This is a genomic window from Verrucosispora sp. FIM060022 (genome assembly GCF_003977705.1).
In the GTDB taxonomy this organism is placed as follows: domain Bacteria; phylum Actinomycetota; class Actinomycetes; order Mycobacteriales; family Micromonosporaceae; genus Micromonospora; species Micromonospora gifhornensis.
In genome coordinates, this window is the sequence record NZ_RQIV01000006.1 from 219,144 (window position 1) to 244,373 (window position 25,230).

The following is a 25,230-nucleotide window of genomic DNA, read 5'->3' on the forward strand; positions in this document are numbered from 1 at the left end:
GGATCAGCGAGGCTCCCAGGCATCGGGTTGGGTGGTCAGCCGTCGCACGTGGGCGGGCAACCGCCCACTGAGCACGTCGGCCAGGCTCACCTCGTCGACCACCCGCCGCAGCGAGGCGCGGACCGCCACCCAGAAGCCGGGCAGGTGCTGCGCCACACCCTCGTAGCTGGTCTCCTCGGGACGCAGACCCCGTACGCCGGCCAGTGGCCCCTCCACCGCCCGCAGCACCGCACCGACGGTCACCTCCCGGGGCGGCCGGGCCAGGGCGTAGCCGCCCTCCGCCCCGCGCTGGGCGCGAACGACACCGGCCCGACGCAGGTCGGCCAGCACCGCCTCCAGGAACTTGCGCGGCATGTCCTGCTCCGCGGAGATGGTCTGGGTGGACAGCAGTGCCGGGTACGCGGCCGCCAGGCTCAGCGCCGCCCGTACCGCATAGTCGCCACGCGCGGAGATCTGCACCCTGCCATCATGCCCAATCCGTCCCGCCGGCAGCGCCGCCGGGCCGGTCGAATTCGTTCGTCACCCCTGGTGACTGTCGGTCCGGGCGTCGACCGGGGTACGCGGACGGACCATCGGACCCGGCCCGCGTTGGTCGCGGGCGGCGCGGAACGAGCCCGGACTGACCCCGACCTCACGGGTGAAGAACCGACCGAAGTTGGTCGGCTCGGTGAAGCCGAGCTGTCGACCGATCTGCGCGATCGGCTCGTCGGTGGCGGCGAGCAGCCGACCGGCCTGGAGCGCCACCCGCTCGTCGAGCACCTGTTTCGCGCTGCGCCCGGTCACCGCCAGGCAGGCCCGGGTGAGCGTACGCACCGAGCAGCCGAGCCGGTCGGCGTAATCCTCGACCCGACGGCTGTGCGAGAACCCGATCTCGACCTCACGCCGGAAGCGGTGGTAGGTGACCTCCTCCGGACGCGAGGGCCGCCAGTCGGCGTTCGGCAGCATGCTCAACCGCAGCAGCAGCACGCTCAGCTGATGGCGCAGCAGGCTCCGACCGGCCGGAGTGTCCCGGTGCCGGCGGGCGTCCACGGTCAACTGGCTCACCTCGTTGATGACCGCGTCTTCGTCCTCCCCGGCGAGCTGGAACCAGGCCGGCCCGTCGTCGGCGGCGACGTCCAGCCCGTGCAGCGCCTCCGGGTGCCAGCGGATGACCGTGGCGTCCAGGTCGGGCAGGGCACAGCGCAGCACCTGGCCGGGCCGTACCCGCAACAGCGTGCCGGGCCGACACGGCAGTGGGCGGAAATCGACCTCGGCGTACCCGTGACCGCTGGTGGCCAGCACGATCAGCTCCCGGTCGAGCAGCATCGGCCGGCGCCACCGTGGGTCGGGCGCGAGGCTGCAGAGCGTGACCGTTTCGATCTCGCCAGTGGGATCGAGCCGGGCGGGGGAGAGGTGACCGGAAGCGACCATCACCAGCGACGTTAGCCCGACAGCCACCGGTATGCATCTTCTCCGGCCCGCGCGTCCGCGTCCCCGTACCGGCTTGTCGTGGCCGGACACGACGACTAGGTTCCGATCGATAGCGCCCCGGCCGCGGTGCTGCTCGCGCGGGCACGGGTCGCCGATCCCGGCCGGCAGGCCGGCCTGCGAGAGGATGGGCATGACCGATCTGTTCTCGGTCCACGGCAAGACGGTCCTGGTCACCGGCGGGACGCGGGGGATCGGGCTGATGATCGCCCGAGGCTTCGTCGAGGCCGGCGCACACGTGATCATTTCGTCCCGCAAGGCGGAGGCCTGCGCGGCGGTGGCCGAGGAACTGTCCGCGTACGGCAGTTGCGAGGCGATCCCCGCCGACCTGAGCAGCGACGAGGCCGCGCAGGCGCTCGCCCAGGCGGTACGCGAGCGGGTCGACACCCTCGACGTGCTTGTCAACAACGCCGGCGCGACCTGGGGCGCACCGCTGGAGGAGTACCCGGAGAGCGCGTTCGACAAGCTCTGGGCGATCAACGTCAAGGCCGTCTTCCGGCTGACCACCGCACTGCTGCCGGCGCTGCGGGCCGCCGCCACCGACGACGACCCGGCCCGCGTGATCAACATCGGCTCGGTCGACGGCCTACGGGTGCCCTTGATGGAGGTGTACGCCTACTCGGCGACCAAGGCGGCGGTGCACATGCTGACCCGCAGCCTGGCCCACCAGCTGGCCGGCGAGCGGATCACCGTCAACGCGATCGCGCCCGGCCCGTTCGAGAGCAGGATGATGGCGTTCGCGCTTGACGACCCCGGGTCACGGGCCGCCATCGAGTCGCAGGTGCCACTGGGACGAATCGGTCGACCCGAGGACATGGCGGGCACCGCGATCTACCTGGCGTCCCGGGCCGGCGCCTACCTGACCGGTGCGGTGATCCCGGTCGACGGAGGCATCACCACGCACGGCTGAGCCGGCGACGGGGCGGGGGGATCCGGGTCGCGTGGCCGATGGCGGGAGGCTGCCCGCGTACCGTCGGACATGCTGGGGCCGCGCGGACCCCGAAGGTCTGCGCGGCCCTGGCGTGGGTCGTTGGTCAGCGCCCGGCGAGCAGCCGGTTGACCGCGGTGTCGACGTCCAGGTGCTCGGCCTCGCGACCGCGCGGGACGACGACGTAGGTGCGCCGCAGGAACCGCACCAGCACGCTGCGCGGCACCTCGAACAGGGCGTTGCCGTCCGGCGACGACAGCGCCAGCGCGACGAAGTCGCCGCGCGGAGTGGCCCATGGCCAGACCCGGACGTCGCCGATGCCGGCCGGTTCGTCGAGCCCGGTGACCAACAGCTCGCGGGCGAACGACCAACTCACCGCCTCGCCGCCGGCCGATTCGGCATGGAACAGGACATGGACCGCATACGGGTCAGCAGGGTCGTAGCGCAGGCTGGCACGCACCGGCAAGGCGGTGGCGTCAGGCGCGACTAGCCTTAGCGACGTCTCGACCTCAACGGTCGTCGGTCGGATGACACTCATGGACGTTCTCCCCCCGGCACCGCGTGCGGAACGCGCGTGTCCCGCTTTTCCCATACTCAGCCGCTACTCCTGGCTACGCTCCGCCATACGCTGACTTCACCCAGTGGTGGGAAGGGGGTCGGAAAGGCCACGAGAATGTGAAAATTCATCTAGGATTTCCGGTTCTGCCCAGTGCGTAGATCCCGCCCGGCATCGGGTGGTTCAGTCGTCGACTTACTCCGGTAACGTCCAGTCGGCCGTTACAGTGACGGGCCCGCGCCACACTAGGTGGTGAAATGGCCGCTGAGTGATCCTGAGTGGATCCCACGGCATGGCGGATCCGTCGATCGTCGCGGTCCGCGAGACGAACAGCGGGGGTACGGGGTGCCGAAAAAGCAGGAGGGCCAGCGCGGCCGGTCAACAGCCGAACGCCGACCGACAGGCGGCGACCGCAGCCGCCGCAATTCACGCCGCCCTGCCAACGGGCAACCTCCCGCCCGACGGGGTAACCACCCCCTCATGCAGGATGAGCGAGTGCAGGCGGGCCAGGCCACACGGCGCGAGAGGAGGGGTGTCACCATGCCGGAACGACGTGACCGACCCCGCTGGCGTCGTCGGGTGTCCACCACCCTCGCACTGATCCGATCCAACCCCACCGGCCGGCTCGCCCTGCGGGTCATCATCGGGGTGCTCGGCGCCCTCGTCGTCGCCGTCGGCATCCTGCTCATCCCGCTACCCGGCCCCGGCTGGCTGATCGTGATCGCCGGCCTCGGCATCTGGGCCGTCGAGTTCCACTGGGCCAAACGACTGCTCACCTTCACCCGCCGCCACGTCCACGGCTGGGCCAACTGGGTGAAGCGACAATCACTGGCCGTACGCTTCGTGCTCGGCGCGGTCGGCATCGTCTTCGTCGGCGCGGTGGCCCTGATCTCGATCAAACTCAGCCTCGACATCGACGTGATCGCCCAGGTCCTGCACTACTTCGCGACGCACTGACCCCGGGTTCGCGGTCCGGTCGCACGATCGGGTAGAGTCATCCGCGCTGAGGGCGATTAGCTCAGCGGGAGAGCGCTTCGTTCACACCGAAGAGGTCACTGGTTCGATCCCAGTATCGCCCACGCAAAAAGAGGCCCGGATCACATTGATGATCGGGGCCTCTTGTCATTCTTGAAAAGTGCGGCTACGCCACGGGCTGGCCGTCAACCTGTCGGCGGGCGTACCGGCCCAGGGGTGTGAGGAGCCGAGTCGTGGTGCGGAGGTACGAACCGCTGACGGTGGCGCGGTTGGGTGCTCTGCTCGCCGACGCTGATGAGACGCGACGCTGGCGGCTGGTGGCAGAGTTTCTTGAGGAGTACCGCTGGGAGCCATCGGAGAGGCGTGCCGCCCTGTTGCAGCAGGAGCCATCCACCACTGGCGACGAACACTGGGACGTGTTCTTGGCGGCGTTGACGGAACACCTGGCGGCCAAGGATGGGCGTGGGGCACCGTCATGGGTCGAGACACGCTCACTGCGGCGATTCTGGTTTCCCTTCAACACTCGCGCTGCTCGGGTTGACGCGGTGGTCCATGCCCCAGCGGCGTTCCGCCGTCGTGGCGTGTTCGTGTCAGCGCAGGAGCTCAACGTCGCATGAGCGCTGAAGACCCACTGCTGGACCGCGCGGCGATCGAGAATGCCTTCCGTCGACTCGGAGAACGGTTACACCGCCGTGGCGTGGTGTCGGATGTTGCGTGACACCCCCGGCTAGGTTTGGTGGTTCGTGTCCTCGATCATGGAGTCATGCGTCACGTCCTGGACGATCCTTCGGGGTTGTCGCCGAGAGTCAGTCGCTTTCTAAGGCATGCTGCGGAGCGAACTTCGTTCGACGTGTCGAATGGGCCGGCGACGGACGAGCTCCGGTCTTTGTTGAGCCAGATGCCAGGCGTGGACGTCCAGGCAACGCTGACCCTGTTTCGGCGAGCAGCGGCCCGGTACGGGGGTCTGCGGTACCGCAGCGTCGCTTGGTCGTTTGAAGAGACCGTCACGTTCGTGCCGATCCCATGGGCAGCAGACGACTACGGCATCGAGGACCAGGACGCGATGGCCGACCTGATCGCGCACGACGTCGCGCACCCGTACGCGGTTTGGCTGCGTGGCGACGGCGCTGTCGTCTACTGCTTCACAGGCCCGCACTCAGCGCCAGTGGTGCCCGTCTTTCCTGGCATCGACGCGATGCTCGAAGCCGAGGCGCTCTACCAGGAGTGCGCCACCTGGATCCCGGTATCGCTCGACGACGCGCCAGGCATGGCGGCGGTCGAGGCACACGCCGCGCACCTCACCCCGATACCGGAGGCGTGCGGGTACACCGAGCGCTGGTGGGAGCAAGACGGCTTCCGGCTGCACATCTGGAAGACGTTCGCCACCGTGTTCCCAGGCTCTGGCGCCGCCCAGTGGGCGATGTGGGCCCGTAACCGTTCCGGCGAGATGGCCGCCCGATCCTTCCTAACGCAGGCAAGGACGTAGCTACTCCTGCTTGACCTTGTATCCCATCAACCGGATTACAACAACCAGCTACCGGCCAATGTGGGAGAACTTCTGTACGGCTATGTACGGCTATCAAGGCGGCCCTGAACGGGCCGCACGCGCCGCCGCCAGGGCGCGCGTCCGTCGCTCCGCTGGCGCTCCGACTCCGGCCACGCAACACGCCCGGCGGCTGGTGCGGAAGCGGGGAGCCCAAGGGGCCGCCGCAGAACGACAGGGGCGTCGACCGGCGTGTGGTGGGGCCGGCAGCCGGCCGGGCCGCGCGGCCCGCGAGCCCGCGCGGCGTAGGGCGGCGGACGCCGGCTGCGTTGGCGAGCTGGCGGGGGTCGCGGGGTTGCGGTTACTGCTGCCTCCGGCGGGGGCACTCCGGCTCCAGGATGGCCGAGGCTCCGTCGGCGGGTCACGGTCCATGGGTGGTTCCGGTAGGCCATCCCGTCTGCCCTCGACCTGGGCAAGCCGAGCAGACCGCCGCCCGACCCCGCCAGCGTCCGAACGTGCGTCAAGGTCCGCTTGACATGGCGGGCCGGGCGGCGGCCCGCTCCCGCAAAGGGCGGGTCGAGGGCAGACGGGGCCGATGAGCCCATCCGGGCCGCCATCGCAGCGGTGGTGGCGGCCCTGCCCGAGGTGGTCGACGGCGTGCAGAGCACGAAGGCCACGGTCGAGGGGCGGGCACTCGACACGCTCGATACCGTGCTGCAGTGGGAGCTGGACAACGCTCGGCTGTCCAAGCTGGGCTCGGTCTTCGGCCCCCGCTGATGACCGCCGGCCAGGTCGCCGCAGGTCACGATCAAGCCCGATCTACGTTCCGTTTCAACGTCTGAACGCCTTAGCATGCGGCGTGGCAGATGATCCGGTGTTCGCGGCAGTGCTCGATAGTCTGCTCGACTGTCTGGCGTTCTTCGAGCTGTGTGACGACGAGACGCTCCACCCGGACATCGCCGTTCGGCAGCTTGAGGACGTGGCTGGCCGCCTTAGCGGTTTGGATCCGTCTGGTCGGGCACGTCTGGCCGCAGCCATCGCCGCCAGAGCAGAGAACATCCGGCCCCAGTACCGGCAGTTTGTGGAGGAGGCACCGGAGGCGTTTGGCCTCCTTGACGAGGATGACTGATCCGATCGGTGCACCAGGAGTTCGCGCGTCAGCTCGGCTTTCTCTAGATCATCGCCCGAACGATGGGCAGCGGCGAGGGAGACCTTGGAAGAAGCAGCGGCAGCTGCTCGTCGGCCGGTGTGGCGGTGAAGCGGGCTGTCTACCGTCGTGGTGGGGCGCGTCGAGACGGTGGGCGGGAGTACCGTCGACTGTGGTGGTCTGCCGGGTAGTGGCTGGTGGTCCGCTGCCCAGACCGCTACCTGGGAGACGATGATGAGCGATTCCGCGACCTTCGGTGCGCGCCTTCGGATGTATCGCGAGCGTGCGGGGAAGACCCGACCGGTTCTCGGCGGGCTGGTGGGGCGTAGCGCGGAGTGGGTCAAGGCGTTGGAGAATGGTCGGCTACTGCCGCCCCGTCTGCCCATGTTGCTGCGGCTGGCCGAGGTGCTCGACATCTCGGATCTTGCGGATCTGACTGGCGATCAGTCGTTGCCGGTGGCGTCGGTGACCAGGGCGGGGCATTCCGAGGCCGGCAAGGTGGCGGCGGTGATGCAGCGGGCGTCGGTGCCGGGGGGCGCGGTGACACCGGTTGTCGTGATGCGCGATCTGGTGGATCAGGCGTGGGCGTTGTGGCATCGGTCGACGACTGAGCGTACGGCGGTGGCGGCGGTGCTTCCGGGGTTGCTGACGGATGCGCAGCGGAGCGCTCGGATGCTCGATGGCGGGGACCGTCGGCTGGCGTTGGCGGAGCTGTCGCGGGTGTATCACCTGGTGCAGTTGTACCTGGCGCACCAGCCGTATCCGGAACTGGTGTGGCTCGCCGCCGACCGGGCGATGTCGGCCGCCCAGGACGCCGATGACCCGGCGGCGATGGCGGTGGCTGCCTGGTACTACGCGCACGTCTATCGCGGCGCGAACCAGGTCGACGCCGCCGAGCAGGTGCTGGCCGAGGCTGCGGATCTGGTCGACCCGGCCGCGGGTGGTGAGCAGTTGGCGCGATGGGGTCAGGTGCAACTCGGTATCGCGCTGGGCCACAGCAAGGCTGGCCGGGCCGGTCGGGCGTGGCGGGCGTGGGATGCCGCCGACTCGGCCGCGAGCCGACTCGGCGGTGGGTACGTCCATCCGTGGCTGATGTTCGGATCGGCGGCATGTGCTGCGTACGCGGTCACCATCGAGACGGACCTGTGCCGCACGGGTGAGGCGGTGCGGCGGGCCGACGCCACCGACTATCGGGCGTTGCCCTCGCAGACCCGCCGGGCTGCGGCGCTGATCGATGCCGCTCGGGCGCACATGTTGGACCGTGGGGAGGTCGCTGCGGTGCACCTGCTCGGCCGGGCACTGCGGGAGAGCGTCGACACGGTGCGACACAACCCGTACGCCCGCACTGTCGCCCTGGAACTGTCGAACCGGCCGGGCACGGTCGGTGAGGACGCCCGGGAGTTGGCCCTCGCCATCGGCATGATCGGGTAACCCTCCCTCAGGTACAAACTCTCCCTGCCGCAGCCGGTGACCACTCGTAGCGTTCCCGTCACTGGCGGCGGCGAGCCTGTGCCTGCGTGACACCCGATAGAGCCGGACGGAGTCTCGTCGCCGCCTCCTGTTGCTCGATCAAGGGGGCGAGTGCGGTGATCTGGTCTGAGCTGTGCGCGTTGGTGCGGTGGCTGTTTCGGCGGCCTCAACCGCCGCCACCGCCCGGGACCGGGCAGCGGTACCAGGACGTTGAGCGGGCGGCGGCGCAACAGCGGCTGCTCGACCACGCGAGGCAACTGCGGCGGTGCCAGGGCCACCACGATTCGGCAGCTCGGCTCAGCCCACGCCGATCGGAGGGACTCCGGTGACCCGACGCGTGGCCAGCTCGTCCGGGCGGTCATCTCTGAGCGGCCGGCGCGTCTCCTACGACGAGTACCTGTCGGCTACTGCGTTGACCTTTGCCCGTCGGCATCGGCCGGTTTGGTGTTGGCGGCGGTGGCGGTGGACCTGTCGATGTGGGTCCGATCTGCCCTGCCGTGCCCGGCACCGAATTCCGATCAATCGTGGGCACTGGCCGCAGGAGAGTGAGCAGTGACCGGCGGGCCGGAACGGACGATCCTCGCCGTACACGTTCGTGGGCTGGACGGCTTGTGCGTCGGTTGTCGGGTGTGGTGGGCGCGGTTGGTGCCGTACCCGTGTTGGCAGGTGGAGTGGGCGACCAGTCGGCAGGCTCGCGCGAGCGTGGCCCGGTTTCTGGGTGGTGTGCGGTGACCATGCACGGCCCGGTCATGCCGATCTGGAGTTGCGGTGGCTGTGACCTGCCCTGGCCGTGTCCGACGCGGCGGCGGGAACTGCGCGCGGAGTACGCGGGCGCGCCGGTGTCGCTGGCTCTCTATCCCGGTGTCTGTCTCGTCCAGGCCGCCGAGGACATGCCCTGCGCACCGGCCGGTGCGCTGCACCGGCGCTTCATCGGCTGGGCGAGGCAGCCGTCGGAAGTACAGCAGCGAAGTACAGCAACCGTGCCAGCCGAACCCGACCGGCAGGAGCGCCACCAGGCCGGATGACCTCGTATGGCACCCGATCCGACCGGCCTGCCGTGAGTTACAAGCGAGGGTCAACGTGCTTCAGGTGATCGGCTCGATGGTAGGTCTGTGCCTGGTGCTTGCGGTTATGCCGGTGGTGGGGGAGGGGTGAGCCAGGCGAGGGGTTGTCCGGTGAGGGCGGCGTCGGCGAGGCGGTGGGCGCTGGTGGTCTTGAGTGCCGCGCGTGAGCTGTCTATCCAGCGTTGCACGTTGTCTATGCCCTGGTGGCGGTACTCGACTGCTTGGACGAGGCATTCCAGCTTGTCGGCGTCGCGGGCGACGATGGCCTCTGGTGTCTCGCCTGCTTCGTACTCGGCGACGGCGGCGTTGATGAGGTCAGCGACGGCGGGTGGGCAGGCGGCGACCTGGTCGGCGGTGATGGTGGTGTTGGGCGGGGCGGTGAGGTAGCGCTTGGCGATGTGGGGGATGTCGGTGATCCGGGTTTCCTGGGTGTCGTGCAGAACGCACAGCATCGATACCCGGGCCGGGTCGGCACCTTCCATGGCGGCGAGCATCATCCCGATGAGCGCGGTGCGGAACGAGTGTTCGGCGATGGATTCGGGGTGCTTGATGCCGGCGAACCACCAGCCGGTGCGGGCGGCGCGTTTGAGTACGCCGGCCTCGAAGATGAAGCGCATGGCTCCGGCGGCGTCGTGGTCGTCGTTCATGTGCCCGTCCCTGTGCCGGTGACTCCGTCTGCTCGCAGGCTGTAGACGATAGAGGTTAGTTCCTGCCGGGATTGTGGAGAGATGTGGTCGCTGTCCAGGATCCGGGTACTGTGTCTGAGGAGCGCGCGGCTCTCGGCGGGGTTGTCGAGGGTGAGCCTGCGGCGTACGGCGAGCAGAGCCCAGATGTTGTGGACGTTGAGGTCGACGAAGGGGTGCGTGGGGTCGAGGCGCTGGACCAGGTGCCGGAAGAGAACCGAGCCGTGCCAGTCTGCGAGCGGGGCCGGCATGAATGAGTCGTCGTGCTGGCGGTACGGGATCTCGCCGACCCAGTAGGCCGAGTAGTTGAGGGCTGCTCGCTCGCAGGCGTCGTCCGGATGCGCGCGGGCGAGGAAGTCTCGTAAGGGTTCCGGGTCGCCCTGGTTCGCAAGGGATGTGACTACGGAGCGGGCGTCAGGCCACAGCGGTGACCAGGTTCGGAACGTGACCGCCCTGCGGGTGCGGGTGGTGGTCTGGGAGAGCCATCCTGCGGCTGTCCCGGTGGGATCCATGCCCGCAAGGAAGCAGGCTTGTCGATGCAGCAGAACGCTCGGGTCACGTCCGGCGGCTGCCCGTTCGGCGAGTACGTGCAGCCGGGTGAAGAACGCGCGTTGCTCGTCGGCGGGCAGGGCCGGCCCGGACGCCACCGGACCTCGCCGGGCATGGGCGACGGGTATGTCTCTGGCGAAGGTCGGTGTCTGCCCGAGAACAGCCCAGAGGATCAGGTCGGTCAGACGGTGGGTGAGTACGCACCAGCCGAGCGGCTGTTCGGCGATGTCGCACCGATTCACCTGGCCGTCCAGGACTGCGGCGAGGATGAAGTCTGCCTCGGCGGCGTCGTCGAGTGCGGCGAGCAGGGTCACGTTCGCTCCGAGCCGACCGAGCCTGCGTCGGACGGCGAACGCCTGCCCGAGCGGTACCGCCGTGAAGGGCCGACGCCCGGACTCCCAGCTCTGCACGGTCACGCGGTCGACGCCCAGGTCGGCGGCGAGTTGCTCCTGCGTCAGCGGAATGGACTCCCGGATCAGCTTGAGCAGGTAGCCGGTCACCTCGCCCCGCTGTGGTGCTGATCGTCCGCGACCTGCCATGCGTCATCCCTACGTTGACCGGTGGTCGACGTTTCCGCCCCGAAACAACCGCTGCGGCCGACATGTGGGCTGCTCACTCCGTACTGCGGGTGAGTCCCACCGCCGTCGTGGTGATCGTAGCGTCGCAGTTACCGAACGTTCTAGAACCGGTCCCGTGGCTGGGGGTCGGCCATGGGGCGCTGCCCGGCGGAGGGGGCCAGTAATGCGGGACAGGACGCCACCGGAGCGACGAGTGTCCTACGACCAGTACCTGATCGCCGTAGCGATGACTTTGGCGCGGCGACACCGACCGGCATGGTCGTGGCGCAAGTGGAGGTGGCTGTGCCGGTGCGGGGCCGACCTGCCCTGCCGGAACCGACACCGCATCTCAATCAACCGCGGGCACTGGCCGACGGAGGAGGAGCAATGACCAGCGGCGCGGAGCAAGCCATCCTCGCGGTGCACGTCCGAGGGCTCGACGGCTTGTGCGTCGGTTGTCGGGTGTGGTGGTCGCGGCTGGTGCCGTACCCGTGTTGGCAGGTGGAGTGGGCGACCAGTCGGCAGGCTCGCGCGAGCGTGGCCCGGTTTCTTGGCGGTGTGCGGTGACCACCCACGGCCCGGTGATGCCGATCTGGAGTTGCGGTGGCTGCGACCTGCCCTGGCCGTGTCCGACGCGGCGGCGGGAACTGCGCGCGGAGTACGCGGACGCGCCGGTGTCGCTGGCTCTCTATCTCGGCGTCTGTCTCGTCCAGGCCGCCGAGGACATGCCCTGGGCGCCAGCCGGTGCGCTGCACCGGCGCTTCATCGGCTGGGCGAGGCAGCCACCGGAAGTACAGCAGCGAAGTACAGCAACCGTGCCAGCCGAACCCGACCGGCAGGAGCGCCACCAGGCCGGATGACCTCGTACGACACCCGATCCGCCCGGCCTGCCGGCTCTGACTGAACGCGGTCAGAGCCTTGTCATTTCGCCTCTCGTGGCGGATGGCTGCTGGTGTGCCGAGCGGGCGGGCCCGACGTGAGGTCGAGCCCGCCCGGGTTCGGTCCGGTTCTCCGGTGTTGGCCTAGCCCGCCAGGCTGTCGTCCTGGTCGCCGGCGAACAGTGGATCAGCGATGGTCATCGTGCGACGAGGCTGAATCGCTGGTTGGTGCCGCCGTGGCAGTCGTAGAGCTGGATCTGTGCTCCGTTGGCGGTGCTCCAGGTGTCCAGGCAGCGTCCGGACTGGACGTTGCTGATGGTGCCGTTGGAGTTGACGTTCCATTGCTGGTTGCTTTGGCCGTGGCAGGCATAGATCTGGACGGCGGCGCCGTTGCCGGAGCCTGCTGCGTCGAGGCACATGTTGCCGTACACCCGAAGTTGTTTGTCTGAGGTGTAGGTCCAGGCTTGGTTGGTCTGTCCGTGGCAGTCGTAGAGCTGTACCCGGGTGCCGTTGTTCTGGGAGGCGTTGGGTACGTCGATGCATCGACCAGACTGGGTGCCGACGATCTGGCTGGCGGAGCCGGAGGGCGGAGGCGTGGTCGGCGGCGGGTTGGTCGGCGGGGGAGTGGTGGGGGGCGGAGTGTCGTCCGGCGCCACCGCTCGGCCGGTGCTCGGTGAGATCATGCCCGTACAGAGGTTACGGCTGCTCAGGTTTGCCATGATCTGCGGAATCGCGTTGCGGGTGTTCTGAATGCCGTCGTGCATCAGGATCACCTGGCCGGCCTGGAGACGGCTGGCGTTGGAGACGATCTGGCTGACGCTGGCGCCGTTCCAGTCCTGGGAGTCGACGTCCCAGATCACCTGGCGCAGGCCGAGCGACGAGGCGACCGACTGGAGAGTCGAGTTGGTCTCCCCGTAGGGCGGGCGGAACAACTGCGGCCGGACGCCGGTCGCCGCCTGGATCGCCGAGTTGGTCTGGGAGAGGTCCGACTGCATCTGGCTCTGGTTCATCGAGGTCATGTGCGCGTGGTTCCAACTGTGGTTGGCCACCCACATGCCCGCGTCGACCTGGGCCCGCGCGGCGGACGGGTTGCTCTGCACGTTCTGCCCGACGTTGAACATGGTCGCCCGTGCGCCGTTCGCGCGAAGCACGGACAGCAGTGCGCTGGTACTGCTGTTCGGGCCGTCATCGAAGGTGAGGGCGACGTACCCGTTGCAGACGGCGGCGCTGGAGGGAGTGGCGGCGACCGCGAGACCGACGGCACTCAGCGCCACGGTGGAGGCGAGCGCGGCCACCCGGACGGTGAGACGCGATTTTCGGGGGGTGGACGGGCGGCGGGAGCCGCCGATAGTGGCGTACATGTGCAGGTCCTCCTTGGGACGGATGGCACCTGACGACGCATGGTTGTAATCGACAGGGTTTGATGCCATCGCGTTCGGAGTATTGCAACGGCGTTTCGAACACGTCAATGACTTCCGGAAGTTTTCCGGAAGTTCCGGAATGGTCGGCTGGTCTGTCGCGACCGACCAGGCTGGCGCGCTCGTGCCGGCTGTGGGTAGCGGGAGTGGAGAGCGGCAGTGAGATGCGTCAGCGTGGAGCGGACCCACAACGGCATTGCTCTGGATCCCGACGCCTGCCTGCGGCAGCTGCCGTCGCTTGCCGACTCGTTGCCCGACCTTGATGATCTTCTGAGTCGCTCATGCCGGTCTTGCTGCCACCACCAACGGCGCTTCTGCCCCAGGCCTCACAAGTCGGACACCGTCACGAATTTGCCGGGGCCCTGAATCGACGCTGAAAGCTCAAGATTTCCTCAAATGCTGCGCTTGGCTGCATTTAAATTCACTGACGCCTTTAGCTTTTTCGCATCCGATTGGCGCGGCTGCTCCTGCCGGAAAAACGATTCCAGTTCATTACTTCTACAACTGTAGGAGGTCATGATGAAACGACGCCTATTGGTGTCGACAGCCGTCGCATCTTTGTGTGCGGTCACGCTTTTCGCGCCGTCCTCGTCGGCTGAGAACGGAAACGCCGACTGCAGGAACCTTCCCGGCGAGCGGGCCACCTCCGGCTGGACCAACTACGAGGAACTCGGCAAGCGACTCGCCCAGATCGAGGCGACCAGCCACGGCCGCGTCAGCGTGGACGTCATCGGAAAGTCGCATCGGGGTCGGGACATCTACGCGGCGCGGGTCGGCACCGGTGACCGTGTCCTGCTGATCACGAGCGAGATTCACGGCAACGAGAAGACCGGCCCCGAGGCCGTGCTGCAGATGCTCAAGACCCTCGGATCCAGCGGCAGTGCACAGGCCAAGGCGATCCGCGACAACTTGACCATCGTCGCCGTCCCGAAGTTCAACCCCGACGGTGCGGAGCTGAACCGTCGGCAGAACGACTTCCCGTGGAGCGAGGTGGTCGAGAAGTTCCCGCAGCTGGCCGGAACGAACCCGCCGTACTACTACAGCAACGGCGCACAGGGCTTCGACATCAACCGGGACTTCAGCGCGGACCTTACCGCCGAGCCGTCCCCCGGGACCCGGCCGACGAACGAAACCCTCCCCGGCATGTACCTGACCAACGAGTCCCGGGCGCTGCGTGACCTGTACGTCAACCTCCGGGACGAGTTCGGCAAGGTCCACGCCTACGTCGACCTGCACCACATGGGCCCGTGCAACCAGAACAACGACACCGAGCAGTACGTGACGGTGTCGCTGGACTTCCCGCCGCTCGGCTCGGAGGTCGACGGCAACCCGCGGTACGCCGACTGGCCGTTGCTCGACCAGGATGCCTCTCGCCGTCACGCGCTGGCTGCCGCCCTCGGCATGATCGACCACGGGGGTAACGGATCGGGAACCAACTCGCCCTTCGTCGGCGGGGTGAGCCGTTACGTCCACTACCAGGTCGCCGATGGCTACAGCTTCGACCGGGACTACGCCGGCCAGGCCAGGTCGGCCTTCGCCCTCAACGGCACCGCCTCGGTGCTGTTCGAGGTACGTGGCCAGTCGCACGCGTGGGGCCAGAAGCAGAACGGCATGCTGACCCAGGTCGTGCAGGCCGGCCTCTTCGGAATCGCGGACCGGATGGCGGACAGGTCCGTCGACAATCTGAACGGCAACCACTTCTACGATCTGCCCAAGTACTGGTGAGCCGCAGAGTCGATGCAGTAATCAAGAACCACGGCAATGAGCTAGACCCTGGCGCCACCACATGAATCAACGGCCACCGCCCGGCATGGGCGGTGGCCGTTGAGCGCGCCCGGTCCGTACCCGATGTTGGGGGCAAGATGGGTCAACAGCGGCGGCGGTCTGAAGCCGTGTGTGCCCGCCGAGTGCTGGACCGACGCTTCGTGGTCACCCGGCGTGTAGATCAACACGATTCCCAAGCTGAACTGATCCCGGCGCCTTTGCGAAAGCCGTGGGGCAGCCAGCGACTGGTGACGGGGTTTGACCTCCGATCACCTGACGGCGTCAGTCGAACAGCCGGTCGAGTGCTTCCTGTTCGAGGTCGCGCCAGCGTTGGGCGTCCTTCAGCGCCTTGGCGATCTCCTTCTCGTCGAGGTGGTGGGCGCCCTCCTCACGGATGCACGCGATGCTGAACGGCCTGCCGACCGACGGTGAGGTCCGCTCCAGGGCCTCCAGCACCCGTGCCACGCCCACCACGCCGTACTCGACGGTGCGTGTGGTCATCCGGAAGTGGGACAGCAGCGCGCCGGCCTGCTGGGCCATGGGTGCGCCGGAGCCGATGGCGTGGAAGCCCACGTCCTCGTAGCGGCCGATGAGCCCGTTGGGGTTGATCTCCACGATCCACGGTCCGCCCTGGCTGTAGCCGGCCGCGAGCAGGTACGCCGACACCCCGCCGCCGCTGTCCTCGCCGGGCACGTCCGGGATGTAGTTCTGGTAGTGCTTCTTGAAGACTGGCAGGACACGCTCCTGCAACTCGTCGCCGATCTCGGGTGCTTCGAGGATGGCGGTGGCCGACTCCTCAAGGAGGGGGCGCAGGTCGTTGAGGACTCCCCGCGCGCCGCTGCCGCCCCAGGCGGCGCAGGTGCCCAGCGGGTGCAGCTTCTGGGCGGGGAAGCTCAGACCGCGGTCGCTCTCGGTGATCTGGGAGTCCGCGCCGATCACCACCCCGTCGCTGCAGACAACGGCGAGTACGACGGTCATGGGTCCTCCTGGCAGGGGTGAGGGTTGGTCGCGAGGTACCCGGCCGTCCGTCTGCCTACACCCCGAACTGCACCCAGACGCGGACGCGCTCGGTGACCCTGTCGCGCCCGCCGAGGGCGTCGCGGAGCTCGTCGGTGAACCTGACTCGGCCCTGTGCGGAGGGCAGCCGTTCTGCCGACATGGCGGTGAAGACGCCGCCGACCATGTCGTCGATGGTGAGCACTGCGTCGTACTGCACCAACGATTCCGCGTATCGGTAGCCGGCGCGGACGAGGGCGTTCTGGTGGTGCAGGCGGCCGGCCTCGTCGGTCTGGCACGTTGCGGTGACGGGGTGCCCGAGCAGCCGTTGCAGGCATTCGCGCAGTGCCCCGGACCATTCGGTGTCCTGCATCCACAGCGGTGCACCGTTGGTGATCACGGCGATGCCGCCGCCGGGACGCAGCAGCGGTCGGACGGTCCTGAACAGCGCGTCGCGGTCCATGAAGTGGATGGCGACGGCCACGGTCAGCGCACCGATCGTCCGGTCGCCGAGCAGCCGGCCCAGTGTGGGTAGGTCGCTGTCATCGCCGAGCAGCCACATCGCGTTGGGTCGTGCGGCGTTGAGGGCAGCATGGCGGGCCAGGGCCAGCATGTCCGGCTCCGGGTCGACGCCGATGACGGTCCCGACCCGGGCGGCGAGCGGGAGGCTCAACTGGCCGGTGCCGCAGCCCAGGTCGACAGCTGTGTCGTCGGGACCGAGGTCGAACGCCTCGACGAGGGCGTCGAGCACCTCGGGCGGGTAACCGCGTCGGTGCCGGGCGTAGTACGTCGCCACCTCACCGCTGAAGCTTGCCTTCATGTCGACAGCCTGCGGCGACACAGGTCGGGAAGCGAGCGATTCTGCTGAGGGCATCGTCATTCACTCGTGGTGATCCCCGTCACTGGCGGCGCGGATTGTGGCTGCTTGGCGCTCCTCCAGGTAGCGGCGAGCAAGCCGTCTGATGATGGCCTCGCCGTCGGCGGCGGGCAGGTAGCTGGCTTCCTGATGTGACTCGCTGTCTTCCCACTCGGGGATGTCGGCTGGGTCGTCGCCTCCGATGCCCAACGACACGTCACTGTGTCGGGCGCGGAAGTAGAACCGCTCGCCGTTCGGCAGGAAGCCTTCCGCCTGTACGGGAGCTGCTGAGCAGGTCACCTGCGCTGCCCAGCCCTCGGCACGCAGGTTGGCGGCGAGTTGAAGCCAGGACGTTCGATGGTGCTGGTGCCACCGCCGTCGAGCTTCCTCATCCACTAGGTCATAGTGTGGATCTTCCCGGACCTCCAGCTTGGGCCGACCGGGCGGCGAAGTAGATCATCTGTAACCGACGGAGGTCAGCGATGGCTCGCGTTATGAGGTCAGCTGCCGTCAGTCGGCCGCATCGTCGTGCCACTGCTGAACTGTGACGCTGTGGGCAGGGTGATGGGAACCGTTGACAGGCCTTGGACCGCTATGGAGTAGTACGTGTCGAAAAGGTCGAATACCTCGTTGGCCTGGTCAAGGGTGAGGTCATCGGCACCGGTGCCGGCTGGCCAGTCGTGTGATGAGACGTGATACTCGGAGTCCATGGACATTAGTTGAACTGCTCCGCTCTGTCTACGTGCGAGGCTCGCAACATTGAATACGTGCAGCGGGTTGTCATCGTTCATCCCAGGTTCCAACAACATCATTTCTGGATAGAGCCGAGTGTAACAAGACTTCTCCTCAGTGAAGGTGCTCCTTCGGGCCGCCGAAGCCGTCGGTTCTACCCGATAGGTGCATGAATTCCCAAGTCCTCGCAAGATAGGCGTAGCCGGTCGTGGTCGCGTTCAACACCGCTAACAGCATCAGCACGCTCCAAGCTGCCGACGTGATACCTAAGATCTGCATGTCGGCCGGGACCTTCCACTGCAGGAAGGGAAGACCTGCCTTGTAGACCATGAACAGACCGCTGGCGGCGATCGAACACAGCACAGTGCCCAGCAGGGAGATTCGTGCGGCGAGTGTCCCCTCCAGTAGCCGTTTCGGTTGGCCGTCGAAGCCGAGCCAGGCTGCGGCAACAGCGGGAAACACCAGGAGGAATGCTGGGACATCGGTTCCCGGGTCGGGCTCGCGGGACGCAACGAAGCCGATCAGCCATATGAGGAGCGCTGCTGCGGTAGCGGCGATGAGCGCGCGGAAGACCGAACCTGGCGGTACCTCATAAAAACGGAAACGCACTTCCGGGATTCGATCACCGTCGGGCAGTTTCTCCCTTGGTTCTGGAAAGAAGCGTGTGTAGAAATGGGCGTAGCGTTGGCCGGCGCGCCGGCGGAAACGGTAGTAGGGAGGCGGTGTGGTCAGATGATCTAGGGGAAGCGCTGTCTTTTCCAGAGCGAAGCTCTGCTCTAGCCTCGATTGCCGATCATTCCAGTGGGCGTCCAGGTATCCCACCAGATCCTGCGCTTCCTGGACGCCGACGAAAACCCCTTCCTGGCAGTCGATCATTAGGTGATAGCTCTGCGTGGTCCAAGCGTTGTCCAGCGAGATGGAAAAGTCGACCGGACGGGAGCCGAGTAGCAGGCGTGCGCGCGCCTTCAACCAGCTGAGGATTCCTTCGGACCAAGGGGCTAGAGCCAGGGTGGGCGTCATCATTCGCTCGTACGAAACCACAAATCGGCCGTCGACGGGACAAGGCACTGCCGCGACCACCGCGTAGTGGGATGAGAGCTTTTTGACGAGCTGTGCCGCTAGCCGCAACGCGGCTGGGTTCACGAGCTTTGGCCGGCCGCCTGCAGCTGCGCGGTACAGTGCGTTGCTGCCCTCGTGATCGTCCCCAGCTTTTTCTTTTTCAGCTGTTGCCCGGCGCATTACCGCCTGCAGGGCGGTCCGTTCCGCTTCGAGAGCGTCCGCATGTCTACCGTTGGAGATGTCCTCGCCATAGGCAATGTCGAGTAGGGTTCGGAGCACTTTGGCCACGAGTTGGAGGTATTGCCGGTAGGAGAGCACCGGTACCGCGCTGCCGTCGGCGGCTAGGACGCGCAGGTTGTCCACCATCTCGCCCTTGCGAGGTACGAGCACGGGGAACAATATAACGGCTGGATGCTGCCTGGAGGTGTCGGCGCACTCTGCTTGTAAGGGGTTGCTTGCGGAGAGTTCGTCGGCCGTGTTCTTTCGTTGGTTGGGGATCTCTGAAATGTGGACCATCGCGCTATCCGCGGATTCCAGCAGCCTTTGGACGTCCCGTGACGGCAACTGGGCATCGATCGTGACATGTTGGTTCAGGGTTCGTTGACCCGGGTCATACCGTTCCGTAAGCCGCTGACGAAAATGGGCGGGATAGATGATGGCAGAGCCAAAGATGCGTGCCTGCGCGGGGCCTGCGTTGTCCGCAGTGTTGCTGATCTGGGCTTGGCCAGCGCTGCGCTGCAAGACACTGACCTGGTATTCGGGCAGCCCCCAGACGACTGTGGATCGGTGTGATGTCCGCTGCGGCAAGGTGTAACGGCGTCGGGTATGTACGACCAGCAGGAGACCGAGTATCACAACTCCCAATGCTCGTAGCGTCCATTTCAGGTCAACCCCCCACCGGTCCGGGGTGCCGACGATGACGAAAGTGAACAGGAGTGACATTCCGGCGCTGGTGACAAACACTGAGAATGCCGACGGCGGCGGTACAACACGTTGCTGGCCGCTTGCTCGGGTAGAGGAGGTTTCGTCCGGAGGCGCAGCCTTCTGTGTGGCTGATTTCTGATCGAGCGACGAAACCACATCCACCCCCGATGGCCGGTTGGATTCAATGGGACTCATGTTTGGCTTCGGAGCATCTCGGTTGGCTATAAGGGGAAGAAGGTTTGTGTCAGCCACGCGACAGTAGCGTCGGTCGGGCGGTCAACGTTGCGTGCAGCAACGGACCGCCCGCAGTGGATGATCAGGCGGGCTGGCCGTCCATCGACCGGCTGAATCGGACCGATGGCTTGTGGGCTGGAGCCACTCGGCTGAATGGACAGAAGATGGTGGCACGACCGTTCCTCGGTCATTGATCAATTGGCGCGGACGCGCCTACGAGGTGCGCCTACGTGTGACCGGCTAGCGCAGGTTCCCGCTGATCCTTCTGGGTCTCTCGGAGCAGCTGATGTTCGGCTTCGCTCGAAGCTCATCGGAGTCGGCCAGATGTCGGGCGTCAGTCACCGGCGAAGCAGGCTTCGTCGACGAGGCCGGCCACGAAGGTTTCGAAGTCGGGGGCGAGGACCGTGATCCGGTAGTTCCACTCCTGGTCGACGTGTACGACGGCCGGCTCGCCGACCGAACGGTAGTCGAGGGCGATCATGTCGTGGCCCGCCGACGGGCAGTCGGCGATGTAGACGCCGATGTCGGGGTAGCCCCATTCCGCGACCCAGAACGCGCTGCCGAACTCGCCGCACAAGCTGAAACGAGCAGTTCGACCGATCGCGGCGAGCATGTCCACGCCGACGTGGTCTTCCGCCCATGAGGTCCGGCTGGGCGCAGGGTGGGCGGTACGGGCGAACGAGCCGCCGTTGTGCCGACGGGCCAGATCGACGTACGCGGTGGGCAGTCGACGCCCAAGCTGCGCCTGGACCGACCGCAGGACCTCGTCGGTGAGCGGGTCTTCCAGCGGGCTGGTTCCGTCGAAGACGGCTGCGGGATCGAGCACCGGTCGACGGTAGCCGGTGGAGACAGCGCGTCTATGCATGAGTCGCGATAGCCGAGTTTGATACATGTCGGAGGCGGTTGTTTCACGACACCGAAACATTGACGCCGCTGATTGTGATCCCGTCGTTACCGCTCGCACACTCCTGTGCGTCATGTTCCGGTCGAACGGAGGAACACATGCGTCTCCGATCATTTGTCAGCACAGCGCTGGCTGCGGTCCTGGCCGCCGCCGGCGCACTCATGCCGATGGCACCTGCCGCAGCGGCCACCGCTGACCGTTGGGGGTTCGCCTACGTCAAGGACCCCACCGTGCCGGCCTGGACCGTGCTCGACACCACCCGGCAGTGGGGCAGCTGGAAGACGGCATTCCCGACCGCCTGGGCCCAGGGCGCCAAGCTTGCACCTGGCCTGTTCCAGGTCCGCTTTCCGCAGGTAGGTGCCGGTCCGCGGGGCGTGCCGCACGTGACCCCGGTGAACCGGAGCGGGCATTACTGCGAGGTGGTTCGCTGGGGCCAGTCCGGTGCCGACCAGATCGTTGAGGTGCAGTGCCACCGGCCCGGCGGCGCACGCGAGGACACCCCGTTCACCGTGCTCTGGACCACCAGCTCGGGCGTGTTGCCAGCCGGCAACTCCTACGCGTACGTGCAGTGGGCCGGCGGCGCGTTGACGCAGTCGTACAACTCCACGGGCATGGCGAACGCGGCCGGGGCGTTCGGCGTCGGGCAGTACGCGGTGCGGCTGCCCGGGGTGGGGCTGCCCGACCTGCTCGCCGGCAACGTCCAGGTCACCGCCGTGCAACCGAACGCCCTTCCCCGCCGATGCAAGGTCAACTCCTGGGGCCCGGTCAGCACCTACGTGCAGGTGGAGGTCTTCTGCTACGACCAGGCCGGCGCGTTCACCAACACCGACTTCGTCCTCTCGTACCACCGCCGGCGGTCGGTGATCGGCTCCTTCGGCCCGCCGAACTACATCGGATACCTGGGTACCGCCGTCGGCGGACCGACCAACGACAACTCGATGGTCGGTGTCGGTGCCAACACGGTGGTGCCGGTGGCGCCCACCGGCCGCTTCCTGGCGACCTTCCCGCAGCTCGGCGTCAGGGAGACGCACGCGCAGGTCGTGGCGCAGGGGCCGGGCAGCAACTACTGCCACCTCACCCAACCCTGGTCGTACACCACTGACGCCGAGGTCGACGTGATCTGCTTCGACAACGCCGGCGTGATCACCCCGCACCGTTTCCTGGCCACCTTCACCTCCCGGGTCTGACGCCGGGAAGCGTCGACGGTGGCCCTGGGGCAGGCCACCGTCGACGCTGCGGCGGCCGATTCCGCACAGTGGTTAACCTCGCCGAGGTGTCTGCGCGGAGGCGCGGCCGAGCAGACCATCGTCACGTTCGGGCCGACCCTCTACCGTGCCCCGGTTCTGGTGAAGCAGGGTGACCAGGCCGTGGCCGTCGTCGATGCGGGCGTCGGGTCGCAACTGGGGGTGCGGTGGTTCGTGGTCGGTGCGAGGTGAGCGCATGAGGATCGCGGCACCGGCACCGGCTCGTCGGGCGCAGGCAACGTCGCGGTGCACAGTGTCGCCGATGAACCAGCACTCTCCGATCGGTACGCCGATGGCGTCGGCGGCCGACCAGGCCAGCCGCGGGTTGGGTTTACGGAGTCCGGCTTCGTCGCTGTAGAACTCGGCGGCGAACAGGTCGGACAATCCGGCGGTCGCGAGGAAATCGCGATGTGCGGCCCCGCAGAGCGCGTTGCTGACCACGGCCATCGGCAGACCCGCAGCCGCCGCGGCGTGCAGCGCCTCCGGGATCCCGGGTCGGACCTGCCAATCCGGTCGCCAGGCCCAGGCGTACGCCAGCGGGGTCGCCGCGTCCTCGACCGCCGTGCGGGCCGGCGCGGGCCAGGAGTGGGTGACGAAGTCCGCCCACACCCGGGCGTGGGGCAGCTCGATCGGATCGTCGAGGTGGCCGCTGTCGTCGCGCCACCGGGCGTACGCCCTGCCGCCCTCGGTCAGGTCGGTGGTGATCTGCTCGACCGACACGGTGTCGCCGACCAGGTCGGACAGCCGCCGGACCAGGTCCGATGGAGCCGGTGACTGTCGCGGAGCGTCGGCCAGGACGCCACCGAAGTCCAGCAGAAGCGCACGAGGCGATCGCAGCATGCCACCATCCTGGCGTACGCAGGACAATTGACATCGTTGTTACAGGGACGGGTCCCAGGCGATGAGCTGATCGCGGCCCTCGGTGGCGTGGTAATCGACGACGGCGGGCTGGTGTGGCCAGGCGATCGTCGTTGCGCAGAGGGTGAACTGGCAGTCGTCGAATCGGAGCGGCGCGGTGGCGCGGAGGTTGCTGCGACCTTGAGTCGCTCATGGCGGGAGAGTGCTCGGGTGGCAGCAGGTGTTGAGAGCAACATGCGACCGGGGGAGCGGGTGACCGCCCGGCGGGCGTACGCGCAACCGGTCGCCGACTCCGGAGAACACGTCCGCAGCAGTGTCCAGTTCGGACTGTAACGCGCCGATATTGACGAGCGCGACCATTCAGCGCGTTACCTGCTGTTCTGTGCTCGGTTGTTGGCAAGGGGAACTGATGTGCCCTTGACGGACTGAGAAAAGAACTCGTGCTGCGTGTGTCGATCGTGAAGGCATGCGCGTACGCTGATTCACTATCACGCGGTCCCTAATTCTAGGAGGTGATCACGGTGAAGGGTGACGTTCGTGGAGTGGCCAACGCGGTCTGACGGTCAGTGAACCGGTGTCAGCGACAAGGAATTGCTCTTGTTGCTGACGCACCGAGCAGTCCTAGCCGGCAGCATCATGCTCTGGAGCTGCTGATACTCGCTGCCGGCTAGGCGCCTCGATCTGCTTGCAGGGCTCGTGGAATTCGATCTCCGCGGTCTGCCGAATGGCCGTGAGGCTTATCGGCAAGTGGCATTTAATCCGAAAAGATGACTGGTTCCGGCGTTCATCATTCCCTGCCACGGGAATGTCATTCTCGCCGCGCCCGATCAGCTGTCGGCTGTGCGTTCTTCCAGCTTTCGGGCGATCCGTTCGATGGCACTGAGGTCTTCCGGGTCGAGTCGGTCGATGAAATGACGTCGTACCGACTCGACGTGGGTCGGTGCGGCGTCTTCGAGTGCGGTCAGACCCTGCGCGGTGAGGGTGAGGAGGCAGCCGCGACCGTCGTTCGGGTCGGGGGTACGCCGCAGCAGACCGCGAGCTTCCATCCGGGTGGCGTGCCGGGAGAGTCGGCTGCGCGACCAGCCCATCTTGTCGGCCTGCTCACCCAGGCCACTGGTGTGGTCGGGGCGCTCCGAGAGGGTGCTCAGCACCTCGTAGTCGGGTTCGGAGAGCCCGATCGCCGCGAGATCGCGGCTCGTGCCGGTCGAGACGGCGACCATCACCCGCCGGTACGCCCGCCACGCCCGCTCCTCGTCCGGCTTCAGCCAGCGGGGCCTCGCTGCCGGTTTCGTTGACATGTAATCAATCTAGCACCTACGATTCGTTTCCATGTCAACGAGACCGATTCGTGTTCTTGCCCTGGTGTGCAGCACCCGCCCCGGTGCCCTCGGCCCGGTTGTCGGGCAGTGGCTGATCGAAACGCTCACCCCACGGGCTGCGGAGCTCGGCGTCGAGCTCGTACCGGTCGCCATCGGCGACCTGAACCTGCCGTTCCTGGACGAGGAGGGGCATCCGTCGTCGGGCGACTACCGGCACGAGCACACCCGCCGCTGGAGCGAGACCGTCGACGCGGCGGACGCCTTCATCGCGATCACCCCGGAGTACAACTACGGGATGCCGGCGACCCTGAAGAACGCGCTGGACTACCTCAGTCGCGAGTGGGCCTGGAAGCCGATCGGGTTCGTCAGCTACGGCCACACCTCGGCCGGCACCCGGGCGGTCCAGCACGCCAAGCAGGTGGTCACCACGTTGCGTCTGGTCCCGCTGGGTGCCACCGTCGCGATCCGCATCGGTGCGGCCATGCAGGACGGCCGGCTGCGGCCCGACGCCGCCCACCATGCGGCGGGTGTCGGCCTGCTGGAGGAACTGGTCCGGGTCGCCCACGCGCTGCGGCCGATGCGGGAACGCGCGCACGTCGGATCCTGCGCCGGTCCGCTGCCTGGCTCCTACGCGAGGCGACTGACGGCCGACGACGTGGGCCAGGTGACGGTGCTCCAGCGGTGCTGCTGGGTGGACGAGGCCCTCGCCAACGACACCATGGACATACCGGCCCTGCACGAGTCGCCGGAGCAGGTGCGCGAGTGGCTGACCAGCTGGCACGCCACCGGCCTCTGGCGGGACGGCCGGCTACTGGGCATGGTGCGATCCCGCCGCGTCGACACCGACTGGCACGTGGGCCGGCTCGCTGTCGCTCCTGACCTGCGCGGCCAGGGGCTGGGCCGGTGGCTGCTGCGGACCGCCGAAGCCGCCGCCGATCCCGACTGCCGCCGCATCGTGCTGTTCACCGGGGCCAGGAGCCAGCGCAACATCGACCTCTACCACAGCGAGGGGTACCGGCCGGTGTCGCTCGCCAGCCCGGACGGCACCACCTGCCTGACCAAGCCGGCAGCCTGATGAATCGCCGCGGCGCGCGCAACCAGTCGGCGATCGATCCTTGACCTCACGTGTGGTTGAGGTTTGAGACTGGCCCCGGCGGCGACGGAT

The 25,230-nt window shown here is 67.5% G+C and carries 26 protein-coding genes, 1 tRNA gene and 1 pseudogene; 14 read left to right on the plus strand and 14 right to left on the minus strand.

What is annotated here, in order from left to right:
- Window positions 1–3: 3 nt before the first annotated feature.
- Together EG812_RS18255 and EG812_RS18260 are read right to left on the minus strand one after the other, a co-directional pair.
- Window positions 4–459 (minus strand): RrF2 family transcriptional regulator, encoded by a 456-nt coding sequence (locus EG812_RS18255; protein WP_013732431.1) that lies wholly within the window; start codon window positions 457–459, stop codon window positions 4–6.
- Window positions 460–519: 60 nt separating this feature from the next.
- Entirely contained in the window at window positions 520–1,410 is an 891-nt protein-coding gene (locus EG812_RS18260; RefSeq protein ID WP_013732432.1) for a helix-turn-helix domain-containing protein, read from the minus strand.
- Window positions 1,411–1,600: 190 nt separating this feature from the next.
- Between EG812_RS18260 and EG812_RS18265 the strand changes: the two genes are divergently transcribed.
- Window positions 1,601–2,377 carry a glucose 1-dehydrogenase gene (locus EG812_RS18265; protein WP_126712263.1) on the plus strand — a complete coding sequence of 259 codons (777 nt, stop codon included), beginning with the start codon at window positions 1,601–1,603 and terminating at the stop codon, window positions 2,375–2,377.
- A 124-nt stretch (window positions 2,378–2,501) separates the two neighbouring features.
- Here the strand turns inward: EG812_RS18265 and EG812_RS18270 are convergent, their stop codons facing one another.
- The gene (locus EG812_RS18270) at window positions 2,502–2,933 is read right to left on the minus strand and encodes an SsgA family sporulation/cell division regulator (RefSeq protein ID WP_007457244.1); all 432 of its coding nucleotides are present in this window, start codon (window positions 2,931–2,933) and stop codon (window positions 2,502–2,504) included.
- 300 nt (window positions 2,934–3,233) lie between these two features.
- Between EG812_RS18270 and EG812_RS30290 the strand changes: the two genes are divergently transcribed.
- The 8 genes and pseudogenes from EG812_RS30290 to EG812_RS18320 all read left to right on the plus strand — a co-directional run bounded on the left by EG812_RS30290 (window position 3,234) and on the right by EG812_RS18320 (window position 9,051).
- Window positions 3,234–3,908, plus strand: coding sequence for a TIGR02611 family protein (locus EG812_RS30290; protein WP_502697201.1), 675 nt, complete (start codon window positions 3,234–3,236; stop codon window positions 3,906–3,908).
- A 50-nt stretch (window positions 3,909–3,958) separates the two neighbouring features.
- Window positions 3,959–4,030: transfer RNA gene (locus EG812_RS18280), tRNA-Val, on the plus strand.
- 129 nt (window positions 4,031–4,159) lie between these two features.
- Window positions 4,160–4,543: a hypothetical protein gene (locus EG812_RS18285; RefSeq protein WP_126712264.1), complete on the plus strand. Its 384-nt coding sequence runs from the start codon at window positions 4,160–4,162 to the stop codon at window positions 4,541–4,543.
- A gap of 146 nt (window positions 4,544–4,689) precedes the next feature.
- Window positions 4,690–5,412 carry a hypothetical protein gene (locus EG812_RS18290; RefSeq protein ID WP_233579535.1) on the plus strand — a complete coding sequence of 241 codons (723 nt, stop codon included), beginning with the start codon at window positions 4,690–4,692 and terminating at the stop codon, window positions 5,410–5,412.
- 856 nt (window positions 5,413–6,268) lie between these two features.
- Window positions 6,269–6,538: a hypothetical protein gene (locus tag EG812_RS18295; protein ID WP_126712265.1), complete on the plus strand. Its 270-nt coding sequence runs from the start codon at window positions 6,269–6,271 to the stop codon at window positions 6,536–6,538.
- A gap of 252 nt (window positions 6,539–6,790) precedes the next feature.
- Window positions 6,791–7,987 carry a helix-turn-helix domain-containing protein gene (locus EG812_RS18300; protein WP_126712266.1) on the plus strand — a complete coding sequence of 399 codons (1,197 nt, stop codon included), beginning with the start codon at window positions 6,791–6,793 and terminating at the stop codon, window positions 7,985–7,987.
- Window positions 7,988–8,386: 399 nt separating this feature from the next.
- A pseudogene (locus tag EG812_RS30100) lies at window positions 8,387–8,758 on the plus strand (hypothetical protein).
- Window positions 8,755–9,051 carry a hypothetical protein gene (locus EG812_RS18320; protein WP_126712269.1) on the plus strand — a complete coding sequence of 99 codons (297 nt, stop codon included), beginning with the start codon at window positions 8,755–8,757 and terminating at the stop codon, window positions 9,049–9,051. The pseudogene EG812_RS30100 and the gene EG812_RS18320 overlap by 4 nt, the downstream one beginning before the upstream one ends.
- Before the next feature lie 104 nt (window positions 9,052–9,155).
- Here the strand turns inward: EG812_RS18320 and EG812_RS18325 are convergent, their stop codons facing one another.
- The gene (locus EG812_RS18325) at window positions 9,156–9,737 is read right to left on the minus strand and encodes an HD domain-containing protein (protein ID WP_126712270.1); all 582 of its coding nucleotides are present in this window, start codon (window positions 9,735–9,737) and stop codon (window positions 9,156–9,158) included.
- Window positions 9,734–10,861 carry a helix-turn-helix domain-containing protein gene (locus tag EG812_RS18330; protein ID WP_126712271.1) on the minus strand — a complete coding sequence of 376 codons (1,128 nt, stop codon included), beginning with the start codon at window positions 10,859–10,861 and terminating at the stop codon, window positions 9,734–9,736. The genes EG812_RS18325 and EG812_RS18330 overlap by 4 nt, the downstream gene beginning before the upstream one ends.
- Before the next feature lie 581 nt (window positions 10,862–11,442).
- On the opposite strand from EG812_RS18330, the gene EG812_RS18340 reads away from it, so the two are divergent.
- Window positions 11,443–11,739, plus strand: a complete 297-nt coding sequence (locus tag EG812_RS18340) for a hypothetical protein (RefSeq protein ID WP_126712273.1) — start codon at window positions 11,443–11,445, stop codon at window positions 11,737–11,739.
- A 215-nt stretch (window positions 11,740–11,954) separates the two neighbouring features.
- Here the strand turns inward: EG812_RS18340 and EG812_RS29680 are convergent, their stop codons facing one another.
- A complete protein-coding gene (locus tag EG812_RS29680; RefSeq protein ID WP_126712274.1) occupies window positions 11,955–13,118 on the minus strand; it encodes a polysaccharide deacetylase family protein in 1,164 nt (387 codons plus the stop codon).
- Window positions 13,119–13,694: 576 nt separating this feature from the next.
- Here EG812_RS29680 and EG812_RS18350 point away from each other — a divergent pair.
- Window positions 13,695–14,900 (plus strand): M14 family zinc carboxypeptidase, encoded by a 1,206-nt coding sequence (locus EG812_RS18350; protein ID WP_233579537.1) that lies wholly within the window; start codon window positions 13,695–13,697, stop codon window positions 14,898–14,900.
- Window positions 14,901–15,221: 321 nt separating this feature from the next.
- On the opposite strand, the gene EG812_RS18355 is transcribed toward EG812_RS18350, so the two are convergent.
- The 6 genes from EG812_RS18355 to EG812_RS18380 form a co-directional block, all read right to left on the minus strand.
- Window positions 15,222–15,917, minus strand: a complete 696-nt coding sequence (locus tag EG812_RS18355; protein WP_013732447.1) for an Ntn hydrolase family protein — start codon at window positions 15,915–15,917, stop codon at window positions 15,222–15,224.
- 55 nt (window positions 15,918–15,972) lie between these two features.
- Entirely contained in the window at window positions 15,973–16,755 is a 783-nt protein-coding gene (locus EG812_RS18360; protein ID WP_126712275.1) for a class I SAM-dependent methyltransferase, read from the minus strand.
- A 60-nt stretch (window positions 16,756–16,815) separates the two neighbouring features.
- Window positions 16,816–17,187, minus strand: a complete 372-nt coding sequence (locus EG812_RS18365; RefSeq protein WP_199743899.1) for a hypothetical protein — start codon at window positions 17,185–17,187, stop codon at window positions 16,816–16,818.
- Between the two features lie 104 nt (window positions 17,188–17,291).
- Window positions 17,292–17,582, minus strand: a complete 291-nt coding sequence (locus EG812_RS18370; RefSeq protein ID WP_126712277.1) for a hypothetical protein — start codon at window positions 17,580–17,582, stop codon at window positions 17,292–17,294.
- 55 nt (window positions 17,583–17,637) lie between these two features.
- The gene (locus EG812_RS18375; RefSeq protein WP_126712278.1) at window positions 17,638–19,758 is read right to left on the minus strand and encodes a hypothetical protein; all 2,121 of its coding nucleotides are present in this window, start codon (window positions 19,756–19,758) and stop codon (window positions 17,638–17,640) included.
- A 316-nt stretch (window positions 19,759–20,074) separates the two neighbouring features.
- Window positions 20,075–20,605: an SMI1/KNR4 family protein gene (locus EG812_RS18380; protein WP_126712279.1), complete on the minus strand. Its 531-nt coding sequence runs from the start codon at window positions 20,603–20,605 to the stop codon at window positions 20,075–20,077.
- Between the two features lie 137 nt (window positions 20,606–20,742).
- Here EG812_RS18380 and EG812_RS18385 point away from each other — a divergent pair, with 137 nt between their 5' ends.
- On the plus strand, window positions 20,743–21,831 hold the full coding sequence (locus tag EG812_RS18385; protein ID WP_013732450.1) for a hypothetical protein: 1,089 nt from the start codon (window positions 20,743–20,745) through the stop codon (window positions 21,829–21,831).
- A 72-nt stretch (window positions 21,832–21,903) separates the two neighbouring features.
- On the opposite strand, the gene EG812_RS18390 is transcribed toward EG812_RS18385, so the two are convergent.
- Complete coding sequence (locus EG812_RS18390; protein WP_126712280.1) at window positions 21,904–22,728, minus strand: HAD family hydrolase; 825 nt, start codon at window positions 22,726–22,728, stop codon at window positions 21,904–21,906.
- Between the two features lie 228 nt (window positions 22,729–22,956).
- Between EG812_RS18390 and EG812_RS29975 the strand changes: the two genes are divergently transcribed.
- Entirely contained in the window at window positions 22,957–23,079 is a 123-nt protein-coding gene (locus tag EG812_RS29975; RefSeq protein ID WP_286047785.1) for a hypothetical protein, read from the plus strand.
- 494 nt (window positions 23,080–23,573) lie between these two features.
- Here EG812_RS29975 and EG812_RS18395 read toward each other — a convergent pair whose 3' ends face one another.
- On the minus strand, window positions 23,574–24,044 hold the full coding sequence (locus tag EG812_RS18395; RefSeq protein ID WP_126712281.1) for a MarR family winged helix-turn-helix transcriptional regulator: 471 nt from the start codon (window positions 24,042–24,044) through the stop codon (window positions 23,574–23,576).
- Between the two features lie 31 nt (window positions 24,045–24,075).
- Here EG812_RS18395 and EG812_RS18400 point away from each other — a divergent pair, with 31 nt between their 5' ends.
- Entirely contained in the window at window positions 24,076–25,140 is a 1,065-nt protein-coding gene (locus tag EG812_RS18400; protein ID WP_043720149.1) for a bifunctional NAD(P)H-dependent oxidoreductase/GNAT family N-acetyltransferase, read from the plus strand.
- Window positions 25,141–25,230 lie beyond the last annotated feature (90 nt).